The sequence below is a fragment of the Yoonia maritima genome, from assembly GCF_003003285.1.
GTDB classification, from domain to species: domain Bacteria; phylum Pseudomonadota; class Alphaproteobacteria; order Rhodobacterales; family Rhodobacteraceae; genus Yoonia; species Yoonia maritima.
In genome coordinates, this window is sequence record NZ_PVTP01000001.1 from 55,837 (window position 1) to 80,896 (window position 25,060).

The following is a 25,060-nucleotide window of genomic DNA, read 5'->3' on the forward strand; positions in this document are numbered from 1 at the left end:
TTTATTGATCCCAAACGCGTTGCATGAAAGCCTGCCTTTAGGGGCAGGTGAGTAGGCAAGACATATGGGGGATATCTGGGAAGGATTGGTCGCTGGCTTTTGGCTGGTTGTGACCCTTGATCCTGATCTTGTCGAAATCACGCTACGGTCTTTGCAAGTTACAGTTACGGCGACAGTGATCGCATCGCTGATTGCGCTTCCCTTTGGGGCTTGGTTGGCAATCAGACGGTTCAGACACAGGCGAGCGACAATTGCTGTACTGAATGCATTGATGGGCCTGCCGCCCGTTGTCGTCGGCTTGATCGTGTATCTGCTGTTGTCGCGTTCCGGCCCGTTTGGAGTGTTTGGCCTGTTGTTCACGCCCACCGCGATGATTATCGCGCAGGTCATTATTATCACACCGCTTATTGCGTCTATCGCCCATCAGTCCGTTCGCGACATCTGGGCCGAATATCATGACCTCCTGATCTCGTTTTCCACCACTAAACGCCAGCGGATTGCCACACTGATTTGGGATGGCAGACGGGCACTAATGACGGCAGCGCTGGCTGGTTTTGGCCGTGCCATAGGTGAGGTTGGCGCGATCATGATTGTCGGTGGTAACATTGACCATGCGACGCGCGTGCTGACCACAGCGATTGCACTTGAGACTGGAAAAGGCGATTTTGCCTTGGCGCTGGGCTTGGGCTTTGTCTTGATCGCTTTGGCGGTCGCGGTGAATATCGCAATTCACGCGATCGGCCAGACAGAGAGTGAGGGGAAATGGTGACCCCAATCCTTCCACTCGAGGTGTCACAGGCGTTGGTGAAACGTCGCGGTAAGACGCTGTTGGGGCCGGTTGATCTGACGGTTTCACAAACAGGGTTTACCATTGTGATGGGGCCGAATGGCGCGGGTAAAACGACATTCTTGCGCACGCTTCACGGGTTGGAGCGGCTATCGAAAGGAGAAGTAATATGGCAGGTTCCATTGACCGAAGCGCGGCTACGACAAGCCTTCGTCTTTCAAACGCCGATCATGTTGCGGCGCAGCGTGAGGGATAATCTGACCTATCCACTAACCCTGCGTGGAACCAAAAAAGCAAAGGCCCGCCAATTGGCCGAAGATTGGGCGCGTCGTGTTGGATTAGGCGGTGCGCTTGACCAACAAGCACCGCAATTATCTGGCGGCGAAAAGCAGAAGCTCGCATTGGCGCGGGCGCTGATATTGGACCCTGATATCATTTTTCTAGATGAACCCTGTGCTAATCTAGATGGGCGTGCCATGCGAGAGATTGAAACGATCCTGCTAGACGCCTGCGACGCGGGTACGCGCATCATCATGGCGACGCATGACATTGGCCAAGCCAAACGGCTGGCGACGGATGTTGTGTTTCTCATGCATGGGCATATCATCGAAAACAGCCACGCAAAGGATTTTTTCGCGGGGCCGAAAACGCCGCAAGCTGCGGCCTTACTTCAGGGAGATATTGTAGAATGATCCGCGTACTTGCATGTGTGTTGGCATTAACTGGTACTGCGTCTGCCGCCGAAGATTTAAAAATGGCGGTGACGACTTCGTTTCATAATTCTGGTTTGTCCGAAATTTTGTTGCCTGCGATCAAAGAAGACACCGGAATTGATGTACAGCTTTTGGTCGTTGGGACGGGGCAGGCGCTGCGTCTTGGCGAAGCAGGCGACGTTGATGCGATCTTTGTGCATTCGCGCGCCTCAGAGGAAGCGTTTATTGAAGGTGGCTATGGCACCCATCGCCGCGAAATTATGTACAACGACTTTGTCTTTGTCGGGCCTGGCGCAGACCCTGCTGCAATTGCGGAAGCCACCACCGCGGCCGATGCGCTGACCCGCATTGCGCAGATAGAGGCACCATTTGTAAGCCGTGGCGACGATAGTGGCACCCACAAAAAAGAGCTGTCTTTGTGGGATGCCGCCGGTGTGTCACGTGGTGGTGATTGGTATCGTCCTGTCGGGGCAGGGATGGGGGCATCCCTGAACACGGCGGCGGGTATGAATGCCTATATTCTTGCTGATCGCGCGAGCTGGCTCAACTTTGGAAACAAGGCGGATTTGGCACTGCTGTTTTCTGGCGACCCAGTGCTGTTTAACCAATACGCCTATATCCCAGTGAACCCGGAACTGCATCCGCATGTGAAGAATGAGCTGGCGATAGAATTGGAAGGGTGGCTCACGTCGCCACGTGCTGCAACATTGATCAACGAATATACCATCAGCGGTGAAACCTTGTTTACGTTCAACGCGCAGCCCGCGTTTTAGGTGGCGCGATCAAATTTCGCTAAATTTGATCTGGCTCATCCAGCGAACCATGAACCGCAAACTGATCCAGCCCGGCAGATTGCGGTTCAACCATGCGGTAGCTTTCTTTCACGCCAGCCTCTGTTAATTCACGACTAACCATCAGTAGCGTGTTGGGTGGTTGATCCGCGCATAGATCGCACATCTGGCTGATCTCTTCGTTCGCCACGCCCAGTGCGGCCTCAATGTTCGGTGCGCCATAGTGGCTGACGAAATGGGCGGCGAGCGCGTGTGTGAGCGCATCCAATTCCTGGTCTTCGATCTTTGTGATCGCGATGACAGTGACACGCCCGAATGTCTCGAGTCCCAACCATCCGTTGGAAAATGCCTGCCGCGCTTTGCCTGATAGGTCGCCTTCAGACCAGTTTGAAAATTCAAAACCGCCTGAAATGCACCATTCGCCGGTGCGTGCAGGGGTATGAAAGATCATCTGATCGCTTTCGTCGAAATGGATCGCACGGGCAAGGAAGCGGTCGGTCATACGGGCTCCAGTAATGTGGTGAGTGGCATCAGGATCATGACATCGTCTGATTTGGACAATAGCCCCAGATCAGGATCAAGGCTCAGTTCGCCTTCGTTTTTCTGCCATAGCACGGTGAATTCAGCGTGAATCGGGCGCGTACCTTCATCCAGCCAGCGGTTGATCCAGACAAGCGTATGCCGCGCCCAGCCTTCAAGTAGATCAACTGGGGTGATGTCAGAACAGCCTTCTGCATATAGTGCAGTGATATCAGGCGTTTCGCCCGGCGCGTCATTCTCGGGCCACAGCGGCACGGTCAGTCCGATAGTTAGCCAATCGGGCAATTGATTTTGCGCGCCTGTTGCGCTTTGCGCCGTCAACGCGCCGCATGCCGCCCCATTGACGATGATTGTACCGTCCCACTTGAGGTGCACGGCAACCTCGGGCGGGGCCACGGACCCTAGCGCGTTTTGAAAGCCGATGCCGCAGACCGGAAGCATCGCCATTGCCTGTGCAAGCGGAACTTCGGGGGCAAAGATGATCGCGGCGCGTAGATCGCGGCCAGATAGATTGTATACGATTGTTCCTGCGTCGCAGCCCTGACGCGCCATGTCGACGGCGACTTGCATCGGGTCATCGACGGTTGCCTGTCCCGTAAATAGTGGAGGGAAGACTGGTCCGGTCATGCATCTCCGCTTTCGATCAGCTTTCGTGCAACGGCGCGAAATGCTTGCGCTGGTGGGCTGTCAGGCTTTGATACCACAATCGGTGCACCGCCATCCGCAGCAAGGCGGATATCCAAGTGCAGTGGTAGCTCTGCCAGCAGGGGCACGTCCAGTTTGGCCGCCTCTTGCGCAACGCCACCGTGACCAAAGGTGTGTTCTTCGTGGCCACAGTTCGAACAGATGTGGGTGCTCATGTTTTCGATCATGCCGATGATGGGCGTGCGCAGTTGTTTGAACATGTCGATCCCTTTGCGGGCGTCCAGTAGCGCGATGTCTTGTGGGGTGGACACGACAATCGCGCCAGACAGGTCGAATTTCTGCGCCAGCGTCATTTGGACATCGCCGGTCCCGGGGGGCAGGTCCACGATCAGGACATCAAGCGCACCCCATTGGACTTGGTTCATCATCTGCTGCAACGCGCCCATGAGCATAGGACCGCGCCAGACAACGGCCTGATCTTCGTTTTGCATCAGTCCAATCGACATCATCGTGACACCGTGGTTGCGCATGGGCAGGATGGTCTTGCCATCAGGAGAGGCAGGGCGCCCAGAAACGCCAAGCATCCGTGGTTGCGATGGTCCATAGACATCTGCATCCAGCAACCCAACGCGTCGCCCTTCGGCTGCGAGCGCACAGGCAAGGTTGGCAGAAACCGTTGATTTTCCAACGCCACCTTTGCCAGATGCAATCGCGATGATCCGATCAATGCCGGGTACCTTTTGTGGGCCTGTTGGTTCCGACTGACGGTTTGGTTTCAGATCGGGTGGGGTAGCTGGCGTGCTATGCGCAGTCATAATTGCCGAGACTGCTCCAATGCCGGGTATGGCTTTCAGTGCTGCCTCTGCTGAGGCGCGCACAGGCTCCAATTGCTGTACAAGCGATGGGGCAACTTCGAACACGAAACGCACGTTGCCCTCATCCACGGATAGCGCCCGCACGAGGCCCGCTGCCATGATATCGTCGCCAGTAATGGGGTCTTTGATCGTCTTTAGGGTCGCGATAACCGCGTCACGGGTAATTGTCACTTTAGTCGTCCTGCCCCGTGATAGTGCCAGTCACGACATGTTCAAGATCTAGGTCCCCGATGGTCAGTACGACCTTGGCTTCAAATGATTTTCCGGCAGTGTCCGCGCCACGCATTGCCTCTTCGATTGCTTGTTGGGACGTGACCCCCACCTGTTTTAGAAACTTGCGCATGGACATGTTGAAATCGTCGCTCATGGGTTTTCCTTATTAATGATCGCGGCGCTTGGACAGGTAGTCGTCTGTCGTGCGAACGCGTGGGCGTTCTGCGCCGGTGAGTGGGTTGTCAGTAGAATGATACTGGGCCTGAATACGACAGTTGTCGCACATTTGAATCATCTTGGCAGCGTCAGGATTGCCAAACATCGCATGTTTGCCAGCCAGCTTTTCAGTAATCATCTCGATTGTGGATTTAACACCAAATAGGCTGCCGCATTCGATACAGGCGAAAGGTTCTTCTTCGTTTAATACGATTTGGGTCAGTGCCGTGTCAGTCGTGTTTAGGCGCGGTTCAAGCGTGATCGCTTTTTCCGGGCAGATATTGCTGCAAAGCCCGCACTGCAGGCAGGCATCTTCTTGGAACCGAAGCTGTGGCATGTCGGGGTTGTCAGCCAATGCACCCGATGGACAAAGCGAAACACAAGATAGGCACAGTGTACATGCATCGGTATCAACCAGAACAGCGCCATAGGGCGCGGTTTCAGGCAGCGTGATGATATCTGTCGGGTTCAGTGCCTTGGTGGCTGTGCGTGTCACCTGACGGCGTGTGCCAATCGGCAGGATCGGGGTTTCGACTGCGATGCTTGGAGTCGCGTCATATAATGCATCCGACATCGCATCAGGATCGGTCACGTCAAGAAGGGGCACTGCGCGACCGCTAAGCGCTGCGGCTAGTGCTGCCTCTTGTGTTATCGTGGCTCGGTCGGATTTGGGTGAAAGCAGAACGTGGACGTCTGCAAAACCTGCGCCAAAGGCGGCGAGCATCTCGGCATGACCAAAGCCAGCGAGCGCAGAAACTGCGAACGGGATTACATCACTCGGCAGACCGCGACCAAATCGAGCGGAAAGCTGTATCGTCTCAGCACCGTGTTCATCATCGTGAACCAACAGGCGGGGGTTCTGACCACCTGCATTACGGTATGTCCGTGCGAGCGTTTCAAGCCGTCGGAAGGTATCGTCGACGGGTGGGGCGTCATAGGTGATAGCGCCTGACGGGCATAAGGAAGAACATGCACCGCAGCCTGCGCAAATCAGCGGGTCAATCGCCACATGATCACCTGCGGATGTGATTGCCCCAGTTGGGCAGGCGTTTAGACAGTTAGAACAGGCGGCCTGTTCAGCACGTGAATGGGCGCAAAGGCTTTCTTCTAGTTTGACATAAAGCGGTTTTTCGAATGTCCCGACCATTTGTGCCGCATCAAAAACGGCCTTTGCCACGGATGGCGCGTGTTTCGGATCAGCACGAAGATAACCGTCACGCTTTTCATGTGCCGGGAACAGCGGGCTGTTGCCGCTTAGATCAAGGATAATATCGCAATGTGATTGGGCGCCATCTTGAGGGGCGGTGAATCGCTGTGCGCCGCGGCCAGTTGGGTCGACCTCTTGCAGAGCATCAAAATGGATTTCAAAATGTGCCAAACTGCCAGCCGCACGTGAGATCTGGCCCTTCACTGTATCAAAACTGCCACTCACTGGGGCATCATCCGCCGCAGTCAAAAGCAGCGTGACGCTTAGGACCTCTGCCAGTTGGGTGGCGGCGTCTATTGCGACGGGGCCTGTGCCGATAATCAGGCAAGTCCCTTCCGACGTGATATCGCGTACCTTTGGTTCAGGACGTGGCAAAAGGCCTTCGGCGATAAGGGCAGACATCTTTGGCGTGGGGGCGGTTTTGTCGGCCGTCCATCCAGCACGGTCACGTATGTCAACAAATTCGGGTGCGCTGACATTGTGGTCGTAGGCAAGTTCTTGGAAGCGTTCAGTTTCTTGCCCGCAGGCAATTATCACATCACCGCTACAAATTGCCTCCTTCGCGATCGCGATTTCGTGGGTGCAAAGTGCGGTGTGGACCTTGGAACACGATAGCCCGGTTGCGGCCGAGATCGCCTCTGGGTCGATCTGCTGTGTCCCAGAACAATCGCATGAAATCAGTCGCTTGCCGTGGGTTGGCTGGCTTGTCATTGGCTGTCTCTCCCCGCTCTACGTCACCGTAGTACGACGAGCTTAGCCATTGCTTGTCCCGCAATCAAACCCCAAAAATGCGGACACGCGATGCTGCGCTGCGGCGTAACCGCGTGATAATAATGCTTTTTTTGAAATCGGTTTTGGTGCAGCATGCTATTAGATTCTGGAAGAGGCAGCTTTGATACGCAACCCACAACAGTATCAGTCCATGCCAATGGGCATTGTCGTGCGTCGTACCCCGGGTGCAACGCGCTGGGCGAAATGGGCGTGGCGTGCGGTAGCGGTTCTGCCCGGTGCGGGTCCTGCTGACTGGGCAATTCTACGTGAAGAAGGTGACGTTGCTGAATTTCATGCACAGACGGTGCAACTGGAATTACATGGCGCCGAATGCGAAGCTTACCTAACCGGCATCTCAGATAAGGAACCTGCGATTTATGTGGTCATGCGTGGCACTGATGACGCAGCGCGCCCATTCCATGTGACATTGGTGACTGCATCACCTTACGAGGCCCAAGATTACGCTGACAATGGTGAAGACATTGTCGAGAAAGTTCCAATGCCTGCTGGCTTAGTTGCTTGGGTTCGTGATTTTGCACAGGCCTACTTTGAAGAAGAAGTATTCGTTAAGCGTCGCCGCGATCGCAAGCGCGTTGATGGTGCCGAAGATGGTGTAGGCGATGCAAGGATTGCGCAGCTTACCGACGTTTACCGTGCCCCGGCTCGCAAGGGGACAGTCGCATGACACAAGATTTCTGGTCACGCCGCAAAGCAAAAGTCGCTGCCGAAACAGAGGCGGAGACGGAGGTTGCAGTCGCAGAGCCAGAAATGACCGATGCCGAGGTCCTAGCTGCATTTGATCTGCCTGATCCTGATACGCTGATTGCGGGTGATGATATCAAAGGATTTATGGCGAAAGCTGTTCCAGACCACCTGCGCCGCCGGGCGTTGCGTCGGTTGTGGCGGCTGAACCCGGTTTTGGCGAATGTCGATGGCCTAGTCGATTATGGCGAAGACTTTACCGATAGCGCCAAAGTCGTCGAGCACATGCAAACAGCTTATCAGGTGGGCAAGGGCATGCTGACGCATCTTGAAAAATTGGCCGCACCGCCAGAGGTCGTGGCCGAAGACGCAGATGAAGAACCAGAAGAAGCGCCAGTTCAGATTGACGCAACGGTTACAGCCTACGCCGAAATTGAAACCGAATTAGACGAAGCCCCCGCACCGCGCCGTCGCATGCGCTTTGAATATCAGCAGGAGGTGGCATCGTGACAGCAATGCCTGACATCGCCCAAGTACATCCAGAGGACCGCATGCGTGCGGACCTGTACAATTTCCTTGGCGTGCTTTTGGCAGGGCCACCAGATGAAATGCTCCTTGCGCAATGCGCATCGCTTTCGGGTGATGACACGGCGCTTGGCCAAGCGATTGCGCAATTGGCGCAGGTTGCACGCGTTTCAAAGCCCAAAGCGGTTACACGTGAATTCAACGCATTATTCATCGGCCTTGGGCGCGGTGAACTGTTACCATTTGCCAGCTACTATTTGACGGGTTTCTTGAACGAAAAACCACTCGCGGTGCTACGCGCCGATATGTCTGCACGCGGAATAGCGCGGGCAGAAAACGTATACGAACCAGAGGATAACATCGCATCTTTAATGGAAATGATGGGCGGTTTGATCGTAGGTCGCTTTGCTGGCGGCGTCGCTGACCTAAACGCGCAAAAGACATTTTTTAACAAACATGTCGGCCCTTGGGCTGGGCATTTTTATAGCGACCTCGAGGCGGCAAAGAACTCTGTTCTTTACGCATCAGTGGGCGCAGTTGGACGAGAGTTTATGGGGATCGAACGCGAAGCGTTTCGAATGATTGCGGAGTAGTCCGCGTATTATCGGCGGCTTGGCCGCAATAAGTAAGGGGAGTGTATCTGATGGCAAAGAGCAAAGAGGACGGCAGCAGCCGCCGCGATTTTCTCAAACTTGGGGTGGCCGCACCAGCGGCAGCAGCAGTGGCGGTTTCGGGAACCGAAGCTGCGGCACAGCCGGTTGATCCGACCTCGGACAAGATGCAGGACACCGCACATACCCGCGCATATTTCGAGAGCGCCCGTTTTTAATGGGTGTCTAATTTAATAACCGAGCAAGCCCGCATTGACGGCGCCAGCAAGGGAGACAAGACATGTTAAGAAAGAAGACGACAGGCACCGCGCGCCGCGCTGGAATTCAATCAACCAGCACCAAAGGGGCCATTGATCGCCGTACATTTTTGCGCGGATCTGGCCTGACCATCGGTGGTCTAACTGCCATCGCCGCCACTGGCGGCACAGTCACCGCAGCAAACGCCCAAGAGGCGATGGCCGGTGCCGTTGAAACCATTAAATCAGTTTGTACCCACTGTTCCGTCGGTTGCACGGTCTTAGCCGAAGTCGATAACGGTGTTTGGGTTGGACAAGAACCCGCTTGGGACAGCCCGTTCAATCTTGGTGCGCATTGCGCAAAAGGGGCGGCCGTTCGGGAACACGCCCATGGTGAACGTCGCCTGCGCTATCCGATGAAACGTGAAAACGGCGAATGGGTTCGCATTAGCTGGGAACAGGCCATCGATGAAATCGGCGATGGTATGATGAACATCCGCGAAGAAAGCGGCCCGGACAGCGTTTATTGGCTGGGATCAGCTAAGCACAATAACGAACAAGCCTATCTATTCCGCAAATTTGCGGCCTATTGGGGCACAAATAACGTCGACCATCAGGCGCGTATTTGTCACTCGACCACTGTTGCTGGTGTGGCGAACACATGGGGCTATGGCGCCATGACCAACAGCTACAATGATATGCATCTGTCAAAGGCGATCTTTATCATCGGCGGTAACCCGGCCGAGGCGCACCCTGTTTCGCTACAGCATATTCTAAAAGCCAAAGAGCAAAACAATGCGCCGTTGATCGTGTGTGATCCGCGCTTTACCCGGACTGCGGCACATGCCGACGAATTTGTGCGCTTCCGTCCAGGTTCGGATGTTCCGCTTGTTTGGGGTATTCTCTGGCACATCTTTGAAAATAGCTGGGAAGATACTGAATTCATCCGCACCCGCGTTTGGGGGATGGATCAGATCCGTGAAGAAGTCGCGCGTTGGACACCAGACGAGGTAGAGCGTGTAACTGGCGTTCCCGGTGAACAGCTGCGTCGCGTGGCGTTTACGCTTGCGAACAACCGTCCCGGCACCGTCGTTTGGTGCATGGGTGGCACACAGCACACCACAGGCAACAACAACACCCGCGCATACTGCGTGTTGCAGCTTGCGCTGGGTAACATGGGCACTTCGGGTGGTGGCACAAACATCTTCCGTGGCCATGACAACGTGCAGGGGGCTACCGACCTTGGGGTGCTGTCGCACACATTGCCCGGATACTATGGCCTTGCCGAAGGATCATGGAAGCATTGGTCGCGTGTCTGGAACGAAGACTATGACTGGCTACAAGGGCAGTTCGAATCCAAAGATATGATGGAATCCACCGGTATTCCTGTTTCGCGCTGGATTGATGGCGTCTTGGAAGACCCTGAAAACATGGATCAACCGAACAAAGTACGGGCCATGGTTCTTTGGGGGCATGCGCCCAATTCGCAGACCCGGATGAAGGAAATGAAAACCGCGATGGAAGAGCTTGATATGCTTGTCGTCGTTGACCCATATCCGACCGTATCGGCAGTTCTGCACGACCGCACAGACGGGGTCTACCTGCTTCCGGCATGCACACAGTTTGAAACACGCGGATCAGTAACCGCATCAAACCGGTCGTTGCAGTGGCGTGACAAGGTCGTTGAGCCACTGTTCGAAAGCCTGCCAGATCATGTGATCATGGCAAAGTTTGCGAATAAATTCGGTTGGGCAGACAAATTCTTCCGCAACATCGAGATGGAAGACGACGAAACGCCGAATATCGAAAGCATCACCCGCGAATTCAACAACGGTATGTGGACGGTTGGGTATACTGGGCAAAGCCCAGAACGCATTAAGCTTCATATGGCGAACCAGCATACGTTCGACAAAACGACGTTGCAGGCGATTGGTGGTCCGGCTGACGGGGACTATTACGGTATGCCATGGCCATGTTGGGGCACGCCCGAGATGAACCACCCAGGCACGCCTAACCTCTATGACATGAGTAAGCCTGTCTCCAAAGGTGGTCTGACTTTCCGTGCCCGTTTCGGTGTGGAACGTGATGGCGACAACCTCTTGGCCGAAGGCGTCTATTCCGCAGGCTCTGAAATCACGGATGGTTATCCTGAATTCACCTATCAGATGCTGATTGATTTGGGTTGGGACAGCGATCTAACCGATGCTGAAAAACGTGTCATCGGTCATATTGCGGGCGTCGAAGGTATGACCTCTGATGTGGGGCAGTCTGATGACGGCGCCGATGAAGAAGTCGGCGAGGCAGGCATGTCGCCGTTCCCATCTGACTATGATGGGCGTGTTTCTGGGATTAACTGGAAGACTGACCTTTCTGGCGGTATCCAGCGCGTTGCGATTAAACACGAATGTGCGCCCTTTGGGAACGCCAAGGCGCGTGCAGTCGTCTGGACATTCCCTGATCCCGTACCCATCCACCGTGAACCGCTTTATTCGAACCGCCGGGATTTGGTGGCAGATTATCCGACCTATGAGGACCGGAAATTCTACCGTCTACCAACGCTTTACGCGTCGATCCAAAAGAATGATTTTTCAGAAGAGTATCCGATCATTCTGACTTCGGGTCGATTGGTTGAATATGAAGGTGGCGGGGATGAAACCCGGTCAAACCCATGGTTGGCCGAGCTTCAGCAAGACATGTTTGTCGAGATCAACCCGCGCGACGCTAACAACCTTGGTGTTCGTGATGGCACTCAAGTTTGGGTCGAAGGCCCAGAAGGCGGCAAAGTCAAAGTAATGGCCATGGTTACTGAGCGGGTCGGGGCTGGCGTTGCCTTTATGCCGTTCCACTTTGGTGGCCATTTTGAGGGCGAAGACTTGCGGGGCAAATACCCCGACGGTGCGGACCCTTACGTCTTGGGCGAAAGCACCAATACCGCACAGACCTATGGCTATGATTCAGTGACCCAGATGCAAGAGACCAAAGCGACCCTCTGCAAAATCTGGACAGCGTAAGGAGAAGTAAGATGGCAAGAGCAAAATTCCTCTGCGACGCCGAACGCTGCATTGAATGCAACGCCTGCGTCACCGCATGTAAAAACGAACACGAAGTCCCTTGGGGCATCAATCGCCGCAAGGTGGTCACGATCAACGACGGCAAACCGGGGGAAAGATCAATCTCGGTTGCTTGTATGCATTGTTCAGACGCGCCCTGCATGGCCGTTTGCCCAGTCGATTGCTTTTACCAAAGCGAAGACGGGATCGTGCTGCACTCCAAAGACCTGTGCATCGGTTGTGGCTACTGCTTTTATGCATGCCCATTCGGTGCGCCGCAGTATCCGCAAGCGGGTAACTTTGGATCGCGGGGCAAGATGGACAAATGTACCTTCTGTTCCGGCGGCCCCGAAGAAAACCACAGCACCGCAGAATTCGCCAAATACGGACGTAACCGGATCGCCGAAGGCAAACTGCCGATCTGCGCCGAGATGTGTTCAACAAAGGCGCTGCTGGCGGGCGATGGTGACACGGTCTCCAGCATCTACCGCGAACGCGTTGTGGCGCGCGGGTTTGGATCGGGCGCATGGGGCTGGGGCACAGCCTATGATCAAAAGGGCGGTTAAGCCGTTCACATCAGGCGAGGGGGCTCATCTATGATCCGGGCATTTATTGCAGGTCTTGTGATTTGTTTATTGGCGCTTAGCGCACGGGCGCAGGATGTTCCTGCGCCTGATAGAAGTGCGACCGGTGGCGCACAGACGCTTGCCGATATCCTTGCGCGCCAAGATGCACAAAAGATCGATGACCGTTTTCGTCGTGACAATATCGGTGATCCTGCCGCTGGCGATACGACACAACCATTGGGCACGCGCGGTGGGCAATCGGACCCGGATTTATGGCGCGCGCTCCGCTATGATGAGGCGGACGTGACGACGCAATCGCGAGGGCCAGCTGGTGATGTGCTGATCCAAGATGGCGGTATGCGCTGGCTCAAGTTTCGCCAAGGGCCGCTGGTGACCTATGGCGGTTACTTGTTGCTTGGGACCATTGGTTTGCTTGGGCTGTTCTATCTTATTCGTGGGCGGATTCGCATTGATGGTGAAAAAACAGGGCGCACGATTACGCGGTTCAAAGCGATAGAGCGGTTCGCACACTGGCTGATGGGCGGCTCTTTTATCTTGTTGGCTCTGACTGGGCTTTTGTCCCTGTTTGGTCGCAAGTTCATCATACCCGTTTTTGGTCATGATAGTTTTGCGATACTCGCGGTCGCATCGAAATGGGTTCACAACAACGTATCTTGGGCCTTTATGATTGGCCTAACGATGGTGTTTTTTATGTGGGTGCTCGAAAATATTCCCAATCGCCATGATCTGAAATGGGTCGCTGTCGGCGGTGGGCTGTTGAAAAAGGGTGTGCACCCGCCAGCAAAGAAATTCAACGCCGGTCAAAAGGTGATTTTTTGGTCGGTCATTTTGCTGGGTAGTTCGATCTCTGTTTCGGGACTGTCGCTGTTGTTTCCATTTGAACTGCCAATGTTTGCTAAAACATTCGCGCATCTCAACGAATTCGGACTGCCGCAATTTTTCGGCTTGGGAGAGCTCCCTGCAGTGTTAACGCCCCAAGAAGAAATGCAATATGCGCAGCTATGGCATGCAATTGTGGGCTTTATTCTTATCGCGATTATCATTGTACATATCTACATTGGGTCTGTCGGCATGGAGGGCGCGTTCGATGCAATGGGCAATGGCGAAGTCGAAGAGCAATGGGCGCGCGAGCATCACAGTCTTTGGGTGGATGAGGTGAAGGCCAAGCAGGCCAAGGCCCAAACCACCGCAGTAGAATAGGACGAGGGTGATATCATGAAAACGATGCTCTTGGCTTTTTGTGCCGTGATCGGGATTGCGGTAATTGCCTATTTTGGCTTGCACGCGGTCGGCTTTGGGGCGGCTGAATCAACCGCGAGCACAGCTGTACGCCTTCCTGATTAATCCAGATAAACTGTTAACGGACGTTGCGTAAATTGGGGGCTAGCACCCGTTTTCTAAATCGTTATAGTTTTCCCGAAACAAGGGAGGATTTCGATGAAAACGATTAAGGGACCAGGACTGTTTTTAGCGCAGTTCGCGGGGGATGAGGCACCGTTCAATACTTGGGATGGGATCACGAAATGGGCTGCAGACTGCGGCTATAAGGGCGTGCAAGTTCCCAGTTGGGATGGACGTTTTATTGATTTGGCTAAGGCCGCGTCATCCAAAGACTATTGCGACGAGTTCAAAGGTCAGGCTGCCGCGAACGGTGTCGAGGTGACAGAACTGTCAACGCACCTACAGGGTCAGTTGGTTGCAGTGAACCCTGCATATGACACTGCCTTTGACGGATTTGCTGCCCCAGACGTCCAAGGCGACCCGAAGGCACGTCAAGCTTGGGCGGTTGAGCAGGTCAAGATGGCGCTGTCCGCATCAAAGCATATGGGTATTTCTGAGATGGCGACGTTTTCCGGCGCGCTGGCTTGGCCCTATATCTATCCATGGCCGCAACGGCCGGCTGGTCTGGTCGAAACCGCTTTTGACGAACTCGCCGCGCGCTGGCGTCCAATTTTGGATCACGCCGAAGATTGCGGTGTTGATGTCTGCTATGAAATCCATCCGGGCGAAGACCTGCATGACGGCGTAACATTTGAGATGTTCCTAGAACGCCTAGATGGTCACGCGCGTTGCAACATGCTGTATGATCCGTCGCACTATGTGCTGCAGTGCTTGGACTATCTGGACAATATCGATATCTACAAAGACCGGATCAAAATGTTCCATGTCAAAGATGCAGAGTTCAACCCTACCGGCCGTCAGGGCGTATATGGCGGCTATCAGTCTTGGGTCGATCGGGCAGGGCGGTTTCGCAGCCTAGGTGATGGTCAGGTCGATTTCGCAGCGATCTTTTCCAAGATGGCCGCTAATGATTTCAGCGGCTGGGCCGTTGTCGAATGGGAATGCTGTCTGAAACACCCAGAGGATGGTGCCCGTGAAGGTGCGCAATTCGTCAAAGATCATATCATCCACGTGACAGAGCGTGCCTTCGATGACTTTGCCGGTGGCGATGTTGATGATGCCACTAACCGTAAGATGCTGGGGATATAACATGACACATAGGCCAATTAGACTTGGTATGGTGGGTGGCGGAAATGACGCCTTTATCGGCGGTGTCCACCGGATTGCAGCCCGTATTGATGGCTGCTTTGATTTGGTGGCGGGGGCACTGTCATCCACGCCGGAAAAAGCGCAAGCCTCTGGTGCTGCACTGGGGCTGTCGCCTGATCGCACCTATGACGATTTCAAAGCGATGGCCATCCGCGAGGCACGCCTGAAAGACGGGATCGAGGCGGTGGCGATCGTGACGCCCAATCACGTGCACTATGCCGCTGCCCGCGAATTCCTAAAGCGGGGAATTCACGTGATCTGTGACAAGCCGCTAACTGCGACGATGGCCGACGCCAAAAAGCTGGTGAAGGCGGCGAACGACAGTGATGCGCTGTTTGTCCTAACCCACAACTACACTGGTTATCCCATGATACGCCAAGCGCGTGAGATGGTGGCCAATGGAGATCTTGGGAATATTCGCCTTGTTCAGGTGGAATATGTGCAGGACTGGCTGACCCAACAGGACGACAGCAAACAGGCCGCGTGGCGCACCGATCCTGAACGGTCGGGGCTTGGTGGATCAACCGGTGATATTGGAACCCATGCGTTCAATCTCGCAAGCTTTGTGAGTGGGCTGACGCTTGAAAGCCTAAGTGCGGATTTGCAGTCCTTCGTTCCAGGGCGTGCATTGGATGACAACGCCCATGTGATGATGCGTTATGAAGGCGGTGCGCGAGGTACGCTGTGGTGTTCCCAAGTTGCCCCCGGTAACGAAAACGGCCTGCGCTTGCGTATCTATGGCGACAAGGGCGGGATTGACTGGCATCAGGAAAACCCAACGCAGCTTTGGTATACGCCGTTTGGTGAACCCAAGCGCCTGTTAACCCGTGGTGGTGTCGGAACTGGCGATGCTGCGGCACGTGTGACCCGAATTCCAGCCGGACACCCCGAAGGGTATCTGGAAGGGTTTGCTACCATCTACAACGAAGCCGCCGAAGCCATAGAGGCCCACAGGGATGGTAAGCAGGTCAGCGCAGACGTGCTTTATCCGACCATCGAAGATGGCCTGCTTGGTATGCAGTTCGTTGACGCTTGCGTTCGGTCGTCCAAACGCGATGCAGCTTGGGTAAAACTAGCGGGCTAGCTTACGCGCGATGTCTTCGGAAAGAACGAGCAGCGCCGCCGCCTGTGCGTTGGCGATGCTCGACAGTTCTTGATCCGCCATTGGCTGGCTGATCGCAAAGCGATGTGCGCTGTTTGGAAAATCGATCCCATCGCCGCCCACGAAGAATTGGCCAGACAGGCGGAATACACCGTCTGCACCCGCCAGCATTTGGGTAACGCGAACATCAACCGCAACATCGGGCAGGCCGACAAACGGCCAAGGATCGGGGCCGACATCGGTGTTGAGGATGTCACCAACCGTGTCCGCGATCGTAAGTGTCACAGCGCGTTGCGGATCATCCGCCCAAAGGACGCTTTCGTTACTGCTGATCAAACCACTTGGGCCTTCAACCGCCAGCTCTTCGGCTGCGGCGTAGGTCGGCAAGGATACGGTACGGACCATGGCGCTACGTACCAATGGGCGCAGTTCCAATGCAGAAGGTGCAGCAGTTAGCGCAAGCCGATCAGCGGGTGCAGAACAGGCCGCCATTGCGGTAAGAGCTAGAAAGGTGATCTTTTTCAACATCGTTAACGTCCTGTTAGCAGTGAACTCGGGTTACGTTGGATTGTCCGTGCAAGCGACGTAAGCGCGTCGGCAGCAGATTGAATGTCACGCATGGTTGCCAGCGTTTCTGCGCTAAACCGGGACCTTTCACCATAGCTGGAAATGACGGCTTCGGTTTGTGACACGAGGCTGTTTGCGCGAGCGGATAGATCCGGCAGCCCTGCAACCGCTTCTTCGATTGCTTGGGCGGCTTCGTTCGCTGAAGCCAGTGCGGCGTTGACGTTTTCGATCGCCCCACCTTCGCGGACCTCAGCCAAGAACAGGCGCATTTCTTCCAAAGCCCCATTGAGAGCGCCGGGTAGGTCCATCGTATCGTCACTCGCTATCAATGCGTCGATTGAATCAAGCGTGCTGTTGGCAGAGGCAACCAGTGCGTCAAGTTCAAGCGCATTGGCTTTTGCTGTCAGCGCCTCGATTTGGGCGGTGATCTCTGGAAGGTTGCGCGTAGCTTCTTCGATGTTGGCAGCTGCTTGGCTGGCGCTGGTGATCGCGCCGTCAAGGTCGCCAACAAGATCAAGCTCGGTCGCGCGGCTGACAATCGCGTCAAGCTCTGCAATGACATCACGCAGGTCTTTGGGGACGCTTTGTAGGTCGTCGTTTGCGATGAGTGCCCGGCTTTCGTCAAGCAAGGCTACCAATGATTCAGGTGCCATGCGCGTATTTTCATCGTTGGCTAACCGTTCGATGCTGTCCATCAGATCAATTGCACCGTCCATCAGTTCTTCGACCGGTAGCGCATTGATCCGCGCGAGGACGCCTTCTGCTGTAGCCGCGACATCGGAAATTTGTGATTCAGTGCTTGGAATGACCGGGTAGGGACCTTCAGTAATCGTCATGATCGCAGGAAGCGCATCTTCGATTTCGACCAGTTGGATCATCAATGTCCCAGACAAAATATTACCCGTTACCATGCGGGCACGTAGGCCGCGCGCGACGAAATCTGACAGCAATGCAATTGCGTCATCGGTTGTCGAGCCTTCGGGAAGCCCAAGCCGTGCCGGTTCAATTGCCAGAACCGTTTGTAGACGTACTTGCGCTGTGTCGCCTTCACCAACAACGATCGCGCTAATTTCGCTGACTTCACCAACACGGATACCTTGAAAACGCACTTCTGACCCTGTGGTCAGGCCGCTTACCGATTGTTCGAACAGCACAGCAACGTTTAATACTTCGGCGTCAGGGTCCGTGAACAGACTATCACGGGCGGTCTGTTCATCGTAGAAAATAGAAAACGTATGCCCGTCATCCACCGGGTCGCCGCCAGACACCACCGTGTCAAAGGCAACACCACCTTCAATCAGTGACGCGAGCGAATTCACATCAAGCGATACGCCACCGGTGCCGAATGAGACCGAAAATCCAGATGTGTCCCAAAACCGGGTGCTTGTGGTAATCCGGCGGTCATAGGGACTTTCGATGAAGGCTGAAACGACGACTTCGGTCCCGTCGTAATTCAATTCTGGTTTTTCTAGGTACCCGACTTCAATACCTTTGTGCAAAACAGGAGACCCCGCTGATACGGTACTCCCTTCAGTCGTTCGCAGTACAACGCGTGTGCCGCGTTGCCCCGCCAAAGTCAGAACAGGCGTTTCGAGACCAAAGAATTCCTCTTGGGCGACGTCCGCTTCTGTGTCCCAGTTGCCCTGAATGTAGACGCCAGACAACACGGTATCGAGACCAGTAATGCCGCGTACCGATACGTCGGGCCGGACGACCCAAAACTGTGCATCGTCATCAAGGTAAGGGGCGACTGTCTTATCAACACGCGCATGCACCAAGACATCGCCAAGACCGGGGGCAAATTCGACTTTTTCCACTTCGCCGACGGTGACATCGCGGTATTTAATTAGGGTTTCACCGGCGGCGATCCCTGCGGCATTTTCAAAGCTGATTGTAATCAGCGTGCCGCGATCTGCATAGTTTTGCCATGCCGCAAAAAGCGATACTGCCAGCGCAAAGATCGGAACAATCCAGACCAAAGACAGCCGACGCCATATGCGTTGCTTTACCGGGCGCACATCCATTGGTGCGGGGCCTGTCGAATTCGTTTCACTCATTCTGCATCCTATCGGCGTCCCATATCAGCCGAGAGTCAAAGCTCTGCGCTGCTATCATCGTAAAAATCACTGATAAAGCAAAGCTAACGGCTGCGATACCAGGGTTTATCGTTGCGATTGTATCGAGTTGCACGAGGGCAGAAAGGATTGCAACGACAAACACATCAATCATCGACCAGCGTCCAATAAATTCTACCAGTTCATATGCTTTGTGGCGTTCGTGTTGTTGACTGTTTGATCTGCGCTGAACACTGAGCGCGAGATAAATCACCGCGATAAACTTTCCGATTGGTATCATCACGGATGCAACAAAAACGATGATCGCAATCCCCCACGATCCATGGTGCATCAAGTCCACAACACCGCCAACGATGGTGCTTTCTGTATGTTCCACCAAAGTGTTGGTTAGCAGCATGGGGTATAGATTTGCGGGGATATACGCGATCATCCCGGCGATCAGCCAGGCCCAAACTTTTTGTAGGCTTTCAGTGTCGCGGCTTTGCAATGGGCCATCGCACCGTTTGCAATAGCGCACACCCTGTGGGTGTACTTGTCCGCACCGTTGACAAGCGACCAATCCCGCCTCACGGGCGGATATTAGTCCGGTTACTGTTCCAGAGCTTCCCAAATCGAATACCTACAAATCATTTGATCTTTTAGGACGGTGATAATCACAACCCCAGCAAAGGCCCAAAATGCGGGGCCCACAGTGACTGCGGCTAAACCCGCAACTTTAACAAGCGCAACTGTCACGCCGACAATGAAAATTTCGGCCATGCTCCATGGCCGCAAACGTTCCGCAAGGCCAAACGCGCGTTTCGCGCCCGCACGTGGCGGCTGTTCCCGTACTAAAGGACCAAGGGCATAGATCAGCGCGCCAAGCCGAATGAGCGGAATAACCACAATAAAGAACGCGACAGCGACGGCTAGCGGGATCGCATAGCCTTCGTTAAACGCGAGCACGGCATCTACAACTGAAGTTGCGTTGTGTAACCCCTTGGCATCAAGTGTTAAAAAAGGAAAGCTCACCGCAGCGATCATCATAACAAACGCTGTCAGCGCAAGGCTGATAATGCGTGCCATCGCCGCGGGCTGTGACGTCATCATGATCGTTCCACAGCGCTGGCAGTATGCGCGGGTATGATCAGGCAAATCTTGCGCTACATGCAGCGTGTCACACTGATGGCATGCAACAAGATCGTCCAAAGGTGGCAGTTGGTGCGACAAAGCGGGCGACGTCCTATTTATATCAGGGGCTTGCCCCTTGTGGGTGGCGAAGTTATCGCGTGTCTTACAGATAGGGTAGGCCCCACACTACGACAACGCAACAAAGTGAGAAATTTAAAAATGGCTCAGACTGTATTTGCGGCGGCAGCGACGCCGATCATTCCAATTGTCGGTAATGATGGCTTTCCTGTGCATCGTATTTTCTGTGTCGGCCGCAATTATGCGGCCCATGCTGCTGAGATGGGCCATTCAGTAGACCGCGAGGCACCGTTCTACTTCAATAAATCTGCTCATTCGTTGCTGCTGTCTGGCAACGACATGCCGTACCCGCCGCGCACGCATGATTTGCATCATGAAATGGAGCTCGTTGTCGCGATTGGCGCGCAGGCAAAGAATGTCACGGCTGACAAAGCGATGGATGTGGTGTTCGGCTATGCCTGTGGGCTGGATATGACGCGCCGCGACTTGCAGGCCGCAGCCAAAGACAAACGCCGCCCGTGGGACACTGGCAAGGATTTCGAGAACGCTGCGATTATTGCGCCGATCACAGTCGCGGCCGACGTTGGTCCATTAAAAGATCAAGCCATCCAGTTAACGGTAAACGGTGAAACACGCCAAGAGGCAACGCTGGCCGACATGGTCTGGTCAGTGCCAGAAATCATCGCGGACCTTTCGACCCTTTATACCTTGCAGCCTGGTGATTTGGTCATGACCGGCACGCCGGCAGGTGTTGGTGCAGTGACCCCGGGCGATGTTTTGCGCGGCACAATTGGTGACCTTACACCAGTCGAGACAACAATAACCTAGGCCGCTAGGGTGCAGATATTGCTACACTTTATTATTCAAAAAACTGCGCGCTTAATGGCGCTTCTTGGCGGACTTGTCTTATGTTTGGTCATCGTTGCCGTCTGTATCAGCGTCGCAGGGCGCGAAGCTGCTGACCTCGCGAACACCGGATATCTGGGTGCTTTGGGGGCTTGGCTACTGGACATCGGGCTTGGCCCAATCTTGGGTGATTTTGAATTGGTTGAGGCAGGCACTGCCTTTGCGATCTTTGCATTTTTGCCGATCACACAACTATCTGGCGCCCATGCGCGTGTTGATATCTTTACGGGCGGTTTTAGCGCGAAGACCCAGCATCGGATTGATACATTCTGGAGCATCGTGATGGCAGTGATCGTCTTGCTGATCACATGGCGGTTGTTTGAGGCGCTTCAAGATAAACACAGATATGGCGACACGACTTATCTGATCCAATTCCCCGTATGGTGGGCCTATGCGGCCTGCTTTGGGGCGGCATTGGTTGCCTGCGCGATCAGCCTGTATTGCGCGGCAATGCAGATCATGGGGAAAGAATACGATGCTCAGTGATCTTGCTCTTGGGTATTTGTCGTTCCCAGTTCTGCTTTTGCTTATCTTTGCGCGTGCGCCGATTGGTTTGGCGATGCTGATCTGCGGGATCGGTGGGTTATATTTTGCGACAGACGGCACGACGGTGTTCATGGCGCGCCTCAAGTCAGAGGTCTATTCGACGTTTTCAAACTATAACCTTTCGATCATTCCGATGTTTTTATTGATGGGTCAGTTCGCCACGCTTTCTGGCATGTCACAGGCGCTGTTTCGCGCAGCCCAAAGCTGGCTGGGCCACCGCAAGGGTGGCATGGCGATGGCCGCTGTTGGGGCCTGTGCTGGCTTTGGCGCGATTTGCGGGTCGTCATTGGCCACTGCCGCCACCATGAGCAGGGTCGCCCTCCCAGAGCTACGCAAATACGGTTATTCTGGCGGGTTTTCGACGGCGACGCTCGCGGCGGGCGGAACATTAGGTATCCTGATCCCACCGTCAGTGATCCTTGTGATCTATGCGATGCTGACAGATCAAAACATCGCCAAGCTTTTTGCCGCAGCGATAATTCCCGGTATCTTGGCCGCTGTTGGCTACATGCTGACCATTGCGATTTATGTTCGCCTTCACCCGGACGAGGCCGGAACACACCCAAGCATGCCATTTGGCGAACGCTTCAAGGCATTGATGGCGGTCTGGCCTGTGTTGCTGGTCTTCGGTCTTGTTGTAGGGGGCATTTATCAAGGGTGGTTCACGCCGACAGAAGGGGCCGCTGTTGGCGCCGCTGGAACGGGGTTGATCGCCTTACTTTCGGGAAGCCTGAACTGGAAGGTTCTGCGCGATAGTATTCTTGAGACGGCGACAGGTACGGGGATGATCTTTTTCATTGTCTTAGGTGCTGCGTTTTATAACGGGTTTCTTGCGCTGACCCATGTGCCACAAGAATTGTCGGGCTGGGTGACAAGCCAAGGCTTTAGCCCATGGGCGGTAATGATCCTGATCTTGGTGTTTTATCTGATCTTGGGTTGCTTGATGGACAGCCTTTCAATGATCCTGTTGACGGTGCCGATCCTATGGCCAGTAATCAGTTCACTTGATTTCGGCATGACAACCGAGGAACTAGCAATCTGGTTTGGCATCATCGTTTTGATCGTCGTCGAGGTGGGGTTGATCACGCCACCCGTGGGGATGAACCTATTTATTATCAACAGTATGGACAAAGAGACGCCCATCACGGCGACCTATCGCGCCGTGATGTTCTTTGTCGCGTCTGACATTGCGCGTGTTGCAATACTGTTGCTTTTCCCCGCGATAACGCTGGTCTGGATTAGGTGATCACGTCGGGAGCGTCGCGTCCGGTGCGTGTCTTGATTTCGGCCAGTTCTTCGGCGGCAGCGATGACTTCCGCAAGTGCTTCCTCAGGCGTCAGGTGCAGCTGGTTCGGCGACGTCTCGACCCGTTCAAGATAGACACGGATTGTTGCACCTTGGGTACCTGTGCCAGACAGGCGAAACACAACGCGCGAACCACCTGAAAACATCACGCGAATGCCCTGACCGCTGGTGTAGCTATCATCAACCGGATCACGATAGGCGAATTCGTCTGCCTCGGTCACCGTAAGCCCCGCGACGTGATGGCCCGGCAGGCTGCCAAGTTGGCTGCGCAAGTGATCCATCAGACCGTTGGCTGCATCGCTATCGACCGCCTCGTAATCGTGGCGAGAATAATAGTTGCGCCCGTATGTCGTCCAGTGATTGTCCATCAGAACAGCGACTGAATGACCGCTAGCCGCGATAATGTTCAGCCACATTAAAACAGCCCAAAGCCCGTCTTTTTCACGGATATGGTCAGAGCCGGTGCCAGCGCTTTCTTCGCCGCATAGGTTTGCTTTGCCTGCGTCGAGCAACGTGCCAAAGAATTTCCACCCGGTTGGCGTTTCAAAACATGGGATGCCCTTGGCCTTGGCAACCCGGTCAACGGCACCAGAGGTCGGCATAGACCGCGCGACGCCGGAAAGCCCCGCTTTATATCCGGGCGCAAGATGCGCATGCGCCGCAATCAGCGCAAGACTGTCGGAAGGGGTGACATAGGCTCCGCGACCCACAATCATGTTGCGGTCGCCGTCGCCATCGCTGGCCGCGCCAAAGTCGGGTGCGTCGTGCCCAGTCATAATGTCCATCAATTGATGGGCCCAAATTGGGTTTGGGTCGGGGTGGCCACCGCCAAAGTCGGGCGAGGGAACACCATTCAGCACGGTCCCCTTAGGCGCACCAAGTGTCCCTTCAAGGATCGCGGTCGCATAGGGGCCGGTCACCGCATGCATCGCGTCAAATGCCATACGAAATCCACCTGCAAACAGCGCACGGATTGCTTCAAAATCAAATAGTTCGCTCATCATTGCGGCGTAGTCTGACACGGAATCAATGACGGACACTTTCATGTCACCAAGTGTGGTCTCGCCAATTTTGGCAAGGTCGACATCATGGGCGTCAAGGATACGATATTCTGTCAGGGTCGTTGTCTGTTCAAAAATCGCTTGGGTCACGGCCTCGGTGGCTGGGCCGCCGTTGGCCATGTTGAACTTCAGCCCAAAGTCGGCGTCGATGCCACCGGGGTTGTGGCTTGCCGATAGGATAAACCCATCATCCGTTCCCAGCTTGCGGATCAGATGTGATGCAGCCGGGGTGGAAAGGATGCCGTTTTGGCCCACGATGACATGTGTTGCACCGTTTGCTGCGGCCATCCGCAAGATGACTTGAATAGCGCGGTCATTGAAATACCGACCGTCGCCACCAACAACAAAGGTTTTGCCAGACGCACCTCCAATGCCGTTTAAGATTGATTGAACGTAATTCTCTAAAAAATGCGGGGCCATGAACACGCGGGTTTGCTTGCGCAACCCCGATGTGCCAGCTTTTTGACCGTCAATTGGCTGGGTTGCAATAATCTGTGCTGTCATAATCAAGCCTATGTCGTTGTGCCGGGCTGCGGTTGCCCATCAAATGTAAAAGCGCACGGTAATGCATGATCGATCACGCGTTGTGCATTCGGAATGTCGTTACCTTCGGCGCGTCGGGTTGCGACAGCGCTCGAATAGCTAAGGCTTAGCCAGCGATGGATAAGCCGCGCCCGTAATTCGGGCATCGGAACTTCGAGCCGGACAGTCACGTCCCAAAGCGTTGCAAGATCGCGCCAAGGTGCCTCATCGAACATGAGGTAATTACCTTCGACGATGATGAACTGCGCATCTGATGGGACTGTGACTGCGCCTGCAATCGAAATGTCGCGGGTGCGATCAAATTTTGGGGCGTAAACGTCGTTGCCCAGTTTAAGCGCGCGGACAAGGCGAATAAAACCATCAGCATCAAAGGTTTCAGGCGCGCCTTTGCGTTGAACCAACCCTTTTTCCTCTAGAACGGTGTTATCAAGGTGGAAACCATCCATTGGTACGACAACCGCTTTGCGGCGCTGCGCATTCAGGCGGCGCGCGACTTCGGCTGCGAGCGTTGTTTTGCCACAAGCCGGTGCGCCGGTGATTGCGACCAGCTGTCTGGCATCACCTTTTTGCAAAAGGTTTTCAGCCAGTGTGTTGATGTGAAGTGTTAGGTTATCCAATGATCTATGGCCTGTGCTCGGGCTTTGCCCCTGTTTTACGTTGAGCCTATCGATAGTTCCAAGCACTGGCGACAGGTTTCTTGTTTATGTGCTGATGATTGCCGATTGTTAAGCGGGAAACGTGGCAATCC

At 54.6% G+C, this 25,060-nt stretch carries 26 protein-coding genes and 1 pseudogene; 16 read left to right on the top strand and 11 right to left on the bottom strand.

The window, feature by feature from the left end; genetic code table 11:
* Positions 1-64: 64 nt before the first annotated feature.
* The 3 genes from CLV80_RS00235 to CLV80_RS00245 are packed head-to-tail and all read left to right on the top strand — an operon-like array spanning position 65 to position 2,273.
* Entirely contained in the window at positions 65-769 is a 705-nt protein-coding gene (locus CLV80_RS00235; protein ID WP_106353530.1) for an ABC transporter permease, read from the top strand.
* Positions 763-1,479 carry an ATP-binding cassette domain-containing protein gene (locus tag CLV80_RS00240; protein ID WP_106353532.1) on the top strand — a complete coding sequence of 239 codons (717 nt, stop codon included), beginning with the start codon at positions 763-765 and terminating at the stop codon, positions 1,477-1,479. Before CLV80_RS00235 ends, CLV80_RS00240 begins: the two co-directional genes overlap by 7 nt.
* Positions 1,476-2,273 (top strand): ABC transporter substrate-binding protein, encoded by a 798-nt coding sequence (locus CLV80_RS00245; RefSeq protein WP_106353534.1) that lies wholly within the window; start codon positions 1,476-1,478, stop codon positions 2,271-2,273. The genes CLV80_RS00240 and CLV80_RS00245 overlap by 4 nt, the downstream gene beginning before the upstream one ends.
* Positions 2,274-2,292: 19 nt before the next feature.
* Here CLV80_RS00245 and CLV80_RS00250 read toward each other — a convergent pair whose 3' ends face one another.
* From CLV80_RS00250 to CLV80_RS00270, 5 genes are read right to left on the bottom strand one after another with little or no spacing between them, the layout of a single operon-like run.
* Positions 2,293-2,793, bottom strand: coding sequence for a DUF6505 family protein (locus tag CLV80_RS00250; RefSeq protein WP_106353536.1), 501 nt, complete (start codon positions 2,791-2,793; stop codon positions 2,293-2,295).
* Positions 2,790-3,458: a biotin/lipoate--protein ligase family protein gene (locus CLV80_RS00255; protein WP_106353538.1), complete on the bottom strand. Its 669-nt coding sequence runs from the start codon at positions 3,456-3,458 to the stop codon at positions 2,790-2,792. The genes CLV80_RS00250 and CLV80_RS00255 overlap by 4 nt, the downstream gene beginning before the upstream one ends.
* A complete protein-coding gene (locus tag CLV80_RS00260; RefSeq protein ID WP_106353540.1) occupies positions 3,455-4,522 on the bottom strand; it encodes an Mrp/NBP35 family ATP-binding protein in 1,068 nt (355 codons plus the stop codon). The genes CLV80_RS00255 and CLV80_RS00260 overlap by 4 nt, the downstream gene beginning before the upstream one ends.
* A gap of 1 nt (position 4,523) precedes the next feature.
* A complete protein-coding gene (locus tag CLV80_RS00265) occupies positions 4,524-4,718 on the bottom strand; it encodes a DUF6494 family protein (protein WP_106353543.1) in 195 nt (64 codons plus the stop codon).
* A 12-nt stretch (positions 4,719-4,730) separates the two neighbouring features.
* Positions 4,731-6,698: a 4Fe-4S binding protein gene (locus CLV80_RS00270; RefSeq protein ID WP_106353545.1), complete on the bottom strand. Its 1,968-nt coding sequence runs from the start codon at positions 6,696-6,698 to the stop codon at positions 4,731-4,733.
* 211 nt (positions 6,699-6,909) lie between these two features.
* Between CLV80_RS00270 and CLV80_RS00275 the strand changes: the two genes are divergently transcribed.
* The 10 genes and pseudogenes from CLV80_RS00275 to CLV80_RS00315 all read left to right on the top strand — a co-directional run bounded on the left by CLV80_RS00275 (position 6,910) and on the right by CLV80_RS00315 (position 16,103).
* The gene (locus CLV80_RS00275; RefSeq protein WP_106353547.1) at positions 6,910-7,443 is read left to right on the top strand and encodes a DUF3305 domain-containing protein; all 534 of its coding nucleotides are present in this window, start codon (positions 6,910-6,912) and stop codon (positions 7,441-7,443) included.
* A pseudogene (locus tag CLV80_RS00280) lies at positions 7,422-7,970 on the top strand (DUF3306 domain-containing protein); the annotation flags it as partial. The gene CLV80_RS00275 and the pseudogene CLV80_RS00280, both read left to right, overlap by 22 nt.
* A 5-nt stretch (positions 7,971-7,975) precedes the next feature.
* On the top strand, positions 7,976-8,578 hold the full coding sequence (locus CLV80_RS00285) for a TorD/DmsD family molecular chaperone (RefSeq protein WP_106354394.1): 603 nt from the start codon (positions 7,976-7,978) through the stop codon (positions 8,576-8,578).
* A 50-nt stretch (positions 8,579-8,628) separates the two neighbouring features.
* On the top strand, positions 8,629-8,814 hold the full coding sequence (locus tag CLV80_RS00290) for a twin-arginine translocation signal domain-containing protein (RefSeq protein ID WP_106353551.1): 186 nt from the start codon (positions 8,629-8,631) through the stop codon (positions 8,812-8,814).
* Between the two features lie 62 nt (positions 8,815-8,876).
* Positions 8,877-11,843, top strand: coding sequence for a formate dehydrogenase subunit alpha (locus CLV80_RS00295; RefSeq protein ID WP_106353553.1), 2,967 nt, complete (start codon positions 8,877-8,879; stop codon positions 11,841-11,843).
* A gap of 11 nt (positions 11,844-11,854) precedes the next feature.
* Positions 11,855-12,448 (top strand): formate dehydrogenase FDH3 subunit beta, encoded by a 594-nt coding sequence (gene fdh3B / locus CLV80_RS00300; protein WP_106353556.1) that lies wholly within the window; start codon positions 11,855-11,857, stop codon positions 12,446-12,448.
* Positions 12,449-12,478: 30 nt separating this feature from the next.
* Positions 12,479-13,669, top strand: coding sequence for a formate dehydrogenase subunit gamma (locus CLV80_RS00305; RefSeq protein ID WP_106353558.1), 1,191 nt, complete (start codon positions 12,479-12,481; stop codon positions 13,667-13,669).
* 15 nt (positions 13,670-13,684) lie between these two features.
* On the top strand, positions 13,685-13,813 hold the full coding sequence (locus CLV80_RS18735; protein WP_279338286.1) for a hypothetical protein: 129 nt from the start codon (positions 13,685-13,687) through the stop codon (positions 13,811-13,813).
* A gap of 93 nt (positions 13,814-13,906) precedes the next feature.
* On the top strand, positions 13,907-14,959 hold the full coding sequence (locus CLV80_RS00310; RefSeq protein WP_106353560.1) for a sugar phosphate isomerase/epimerase family protein: 1,053 nt from the start codon (positions 13,907-13,909) through the stop codon (positions 14,957-14,959).
* Between the two features lies 1 nt (position 14,960).
* Positions 14,961-16,103 carry a Gfo/Idh/MocA family protein gene (locus tag CLV80_RS00315; RefSeq protein ID WP_106353562.1) on the top strand — a complete coding sequence of 381 codons (1,143 nt, stop codon included), beginning with the start codon at positions 14,961-14,963 and terminating at the stop codon, positions 16,101-16,103.
* On the opposite strand, the gene CLV80_RS00320 is transcribed toward CLV80_RS00315, so the two are convergent.
* The 4 genes from CLV80_RS00320 to CLV80_RS00335 are packed head-to-tail and all read right to left on the bottom strand — an operon-like array spanning position 16,092 to position 19,852.
* Positions 16,092-16,649: a PqiC family protein gene (locus CLV80_RS00320; protein ID WP_106353563.1), complete on the bottom strand. Its 558-nt coding sequence runs from the start codon at positions 16,647-16,649 to the stop codon at positions 16,092-16,094. The two genes, CLV80_RS00315 and CLV80_RS00320, sit on opposite strands and share 12 nt — an antisense overlap.
* A 2-nt stretch (positions 16,650-16,651) precedes the next feature.
* Positions 16,652-18,745, bottom strand: a complete 2,094-nt coding sequence (locus tag CLV80_RS00325; protein WP_106353565.1) for an MlaD family protein — start codon at positions 18,743-18,745, stop codon at positions 16,652-16,654.
* Positions 18,738-19,343 carry a paraquat-inducible protein A gene (locus CLV80_RS00330; RefSeq protein WP_375342184.1) on the bottom strand — a complete coding sequence of 202 codons (606 nt, stop codon included), beginning with the start codon at positions 19,341-19,343 and terminating at the stop codon, positions 18,738-18,740. Before CLV80_RS00330 ends, CLV80_RS00325 begins: the two co-directional genes overlap by 8 nt.
* An 8-nt stretch (positions 19,344-19,351) precedes the next feature.
* Complete coding sequence (locus tag CLV80_RS00335; RefSeq protein WP_311135513.1) at positions 19,352-19,852, bottom strand: paraquat-inducible protein A; 501 nt, start codon at positions 19,850-19,852, stop codon at positions 19,352-19,354.
* Positions 19,853-20,092: 240 nt separating this feature from the next.
* Between CLV80_RS00335 and CLV80_RS00340 the strand changes: the two genes are divergently transcribed.
* Genes CLV80_RS00340 through CLV80_RS00350 form a run of 3 tightly spaced genes read left to right on the top strand, consistent with a single transcriptional unit; the run spans position 20,093 to position 22,649 of the window.
* A complete protein-coding gene (locus CLV80_RS00340; protein ID WP_106353569.1) occupies positions 20,093-20,779 on the top strand; it encodes a fumarylacetoacetate hydrolase family protein in 687 nt (228 codons plus the stop codon).
* Between the two features lie 9 nt (positions 20,780-20,788).
* Positions 20,789-21,343, top strand: coding sequence for a TRAP transporter small permease (locus CLV80_RS00345; protein WP_375342183.1), 555 nt, complete (start codon positions 20,789-20,791; stop codon positions 21,341-21,343).
* The gene (locus CLV80_RS00350; RefSeq protein WP_106353573.1) at positions 21,333-22,649 is read left to right on the top strand and encodes a TRAP transporter large permease; all 1,317 of its coding nucleotides are present in this window, start codon (positions 21,333-21,335) and stop codon (positions 22,647-22,649) included. Before CLV80_RS00345 ends, CLV80_RS00350 begins: the two co-directional genes overlap by 11 nt.
* Here the strand turns inward: CLV80_RS00350 and CLV80_RS00355 are convergent.
* Positions 22,642-24,273: an alpha-D-glucose phosphate-specific phosphoglucomutase gene (locus CLV80_RS00355; protein ID WP_106353576.1), complete on the bottom strand. Its 1,632-nt coding sequence runs from the start codon at positions 24,271-24,273 to the stop codon at positions 22,642-22,644. The genes CLV80_RS00350 and CLV80_RS00355 overlap by 8 nt on opposite strands.
* Before the next feature lie 8 nt (positions 24,274-24,281).
* Positions 24,282-24,929 (bottom strand): nucleoside/nucleotide kinase family protein, encoded by a 648-nt coding sequence (locus CLV80_RS00360; RefSeq protein WP_106353578.1) that lies wholly within the window; start codon positions 24,927-24,929, stop codon positions 24,282-24,284.
* Between the last annotated feature and the right edge of the window lie 131 nt (positions 24,930-25,060).

Bases quoted from the DNA above. Each gene is read 5' to 3' on its own strand.
- CLV80_RS00340 (WP_106353569.1), top strand. From the start codon at position 20,093: ATGGCTCAGACTGTATTTGCGGCGGCAGCGACGCCGATCATTCCAATT.
- CLV80_RS00250 (WP_106353536.1), bottom strand. From the start codon at position 2,793: ATGACCGACCGCTTCCTTGCCCGTGCGATCCATTTCGACGAAAGCGAT.
- CLV80_RS00355 (WP_106353576.1), bottom strand. From the start codon at position 24,273: ATGACAGCACAGATTATTGCAACCCAGCCAATTGACGGTCAAAAAGCT.
- CLV80_RS00275 (WP_106353547.1), top strand. From the start codon at position 6,910: ATGCCAATGGGCATTGTCGTGCGTCGTACCCCGGGTGCAACGCGCTGG.
- CLV80_RS00315 (WP_106353562.1), top strand. From the start codon at position 14,961: ATGACACATAGGCCAATTAGACTTGGTATGGTGGGTGGCGGAAATGAC.
- CLV80_RS00245 (WP_106353534.1), top strand. From the start codon at position 1,476: ATGATCCGCGTACTTGCATGTGTGTTGGCATTAACTGGTACTGCGTCT.
- CLV80_RS00335 (WP_311135513.1), bottom strand. From the start codon at position 19,852: ATGATGACGTCACAGCCCGCGGCGATGGCACGCATTATCAGCCTTGCG.
- CLV80_RS00290 (WP_106353551.1), top strand. From the start codon at position 8,629: ATGGCAAAGAGCAAAGAGGACGGCAGCAGCCGCCGCGATTTTCTCAAA.
- CLV80_RS00350 (WP_106353573.1), top strand. From the start codon at position 21,333: ATGCTCAGTGATCTTGCTCTTGGGTATTTGTCGTTCCCAGTTCTGCTT.
- fdh3B (WP_106353556.1), top strand. From the start codon at position 11,855: ATGGCAAGAGCAAAATTCCTCTGCGACGCCGAACGCTGCATTGAATGC.
- CLV80_RS00270 (WP_106353545.1), bottom strand. From the start codon at position 6,698: ATGACAAGCCAGCCAACCCACGGCAAGCGACTGATTTCATGCGATTGT.
- CLV80_RS00320 (WP_106353563.1), bottom strand. From the start codon at position 16,649: ATGTTGAAAAAGATCACCTTTCTAGCTCTTACCGCAATGGCGGCCTGT.
- CLV80_RS00240 (WP_106353532.1), top strand. From the start codon at position 763: ATGGTGACCCCAATCCTTCCACTCGAGGTGTCACAGGCGTTGGTGAAA.
- CLV80_RS00295 (WP_106353553.1), top strand. From the start codon at position 8,877: ATGTTAAGAAAGAAGACGACAGGCACCGCGCGCCGCGCTGGAATTCAA.
- CLV80_RS00325 (WP_106353565.1), bottom strand. From the start codon at position 18,745: ATGAGTGAAACGAATTCGACAGGCCCCGCACCAATGGATGTGCGCCCG.
- CLV80_RS00305 (WP_106353558.1), top strand. From the start codon at position 12,479: ATGATCCGGGCATTTATTGCAGGTCTTGTGATTTGTTTATTGGCGCTT.
- CLV80_RS00265 (WP_106353543.1), bottom strand. From the start codon at position 4,718: ATGAGCGACGATTTCAACATGTCCATGCGCAAGTTTCTAAAACAGGTG.
- CLV80_RS00310 (WP_106353560.1), top strand. From the start codon at position 13,907: ATGAAAACGATTAAGGGACCAGGACTGTTTTTAGCGCAGTTCGCGGGG.
- CLV80_RS00285 (WP_106354394.1), top strand. From the start codon at position 7,976: ATGCCTGACATCGCCCAAGTACATCCAGAGGACCGCATGCGTGCGGAC.
- CLV80_RS00235 (WP_106353530.1), top strand. From the start codon at position 65: ATGGGGGATATCTGGGAAGGATTGGTCGCTGGCTTTTGGCTGGTTGTG.
- CLV80_RS00255 (WP_106353538.1), bottom strand. From the start codon at position 3,458: ATGACCGGACCAGTCTTCCCTCCACTATTTACGGGACAGGCAACCGTC.
- CLV80_RS18735 (WP_279338286.1), top strand. From the start codon at position 13,685: ATGAAAACGATGCTCTTGGCTTTTTGTGCCGTGATCGGGATTGCGGTA.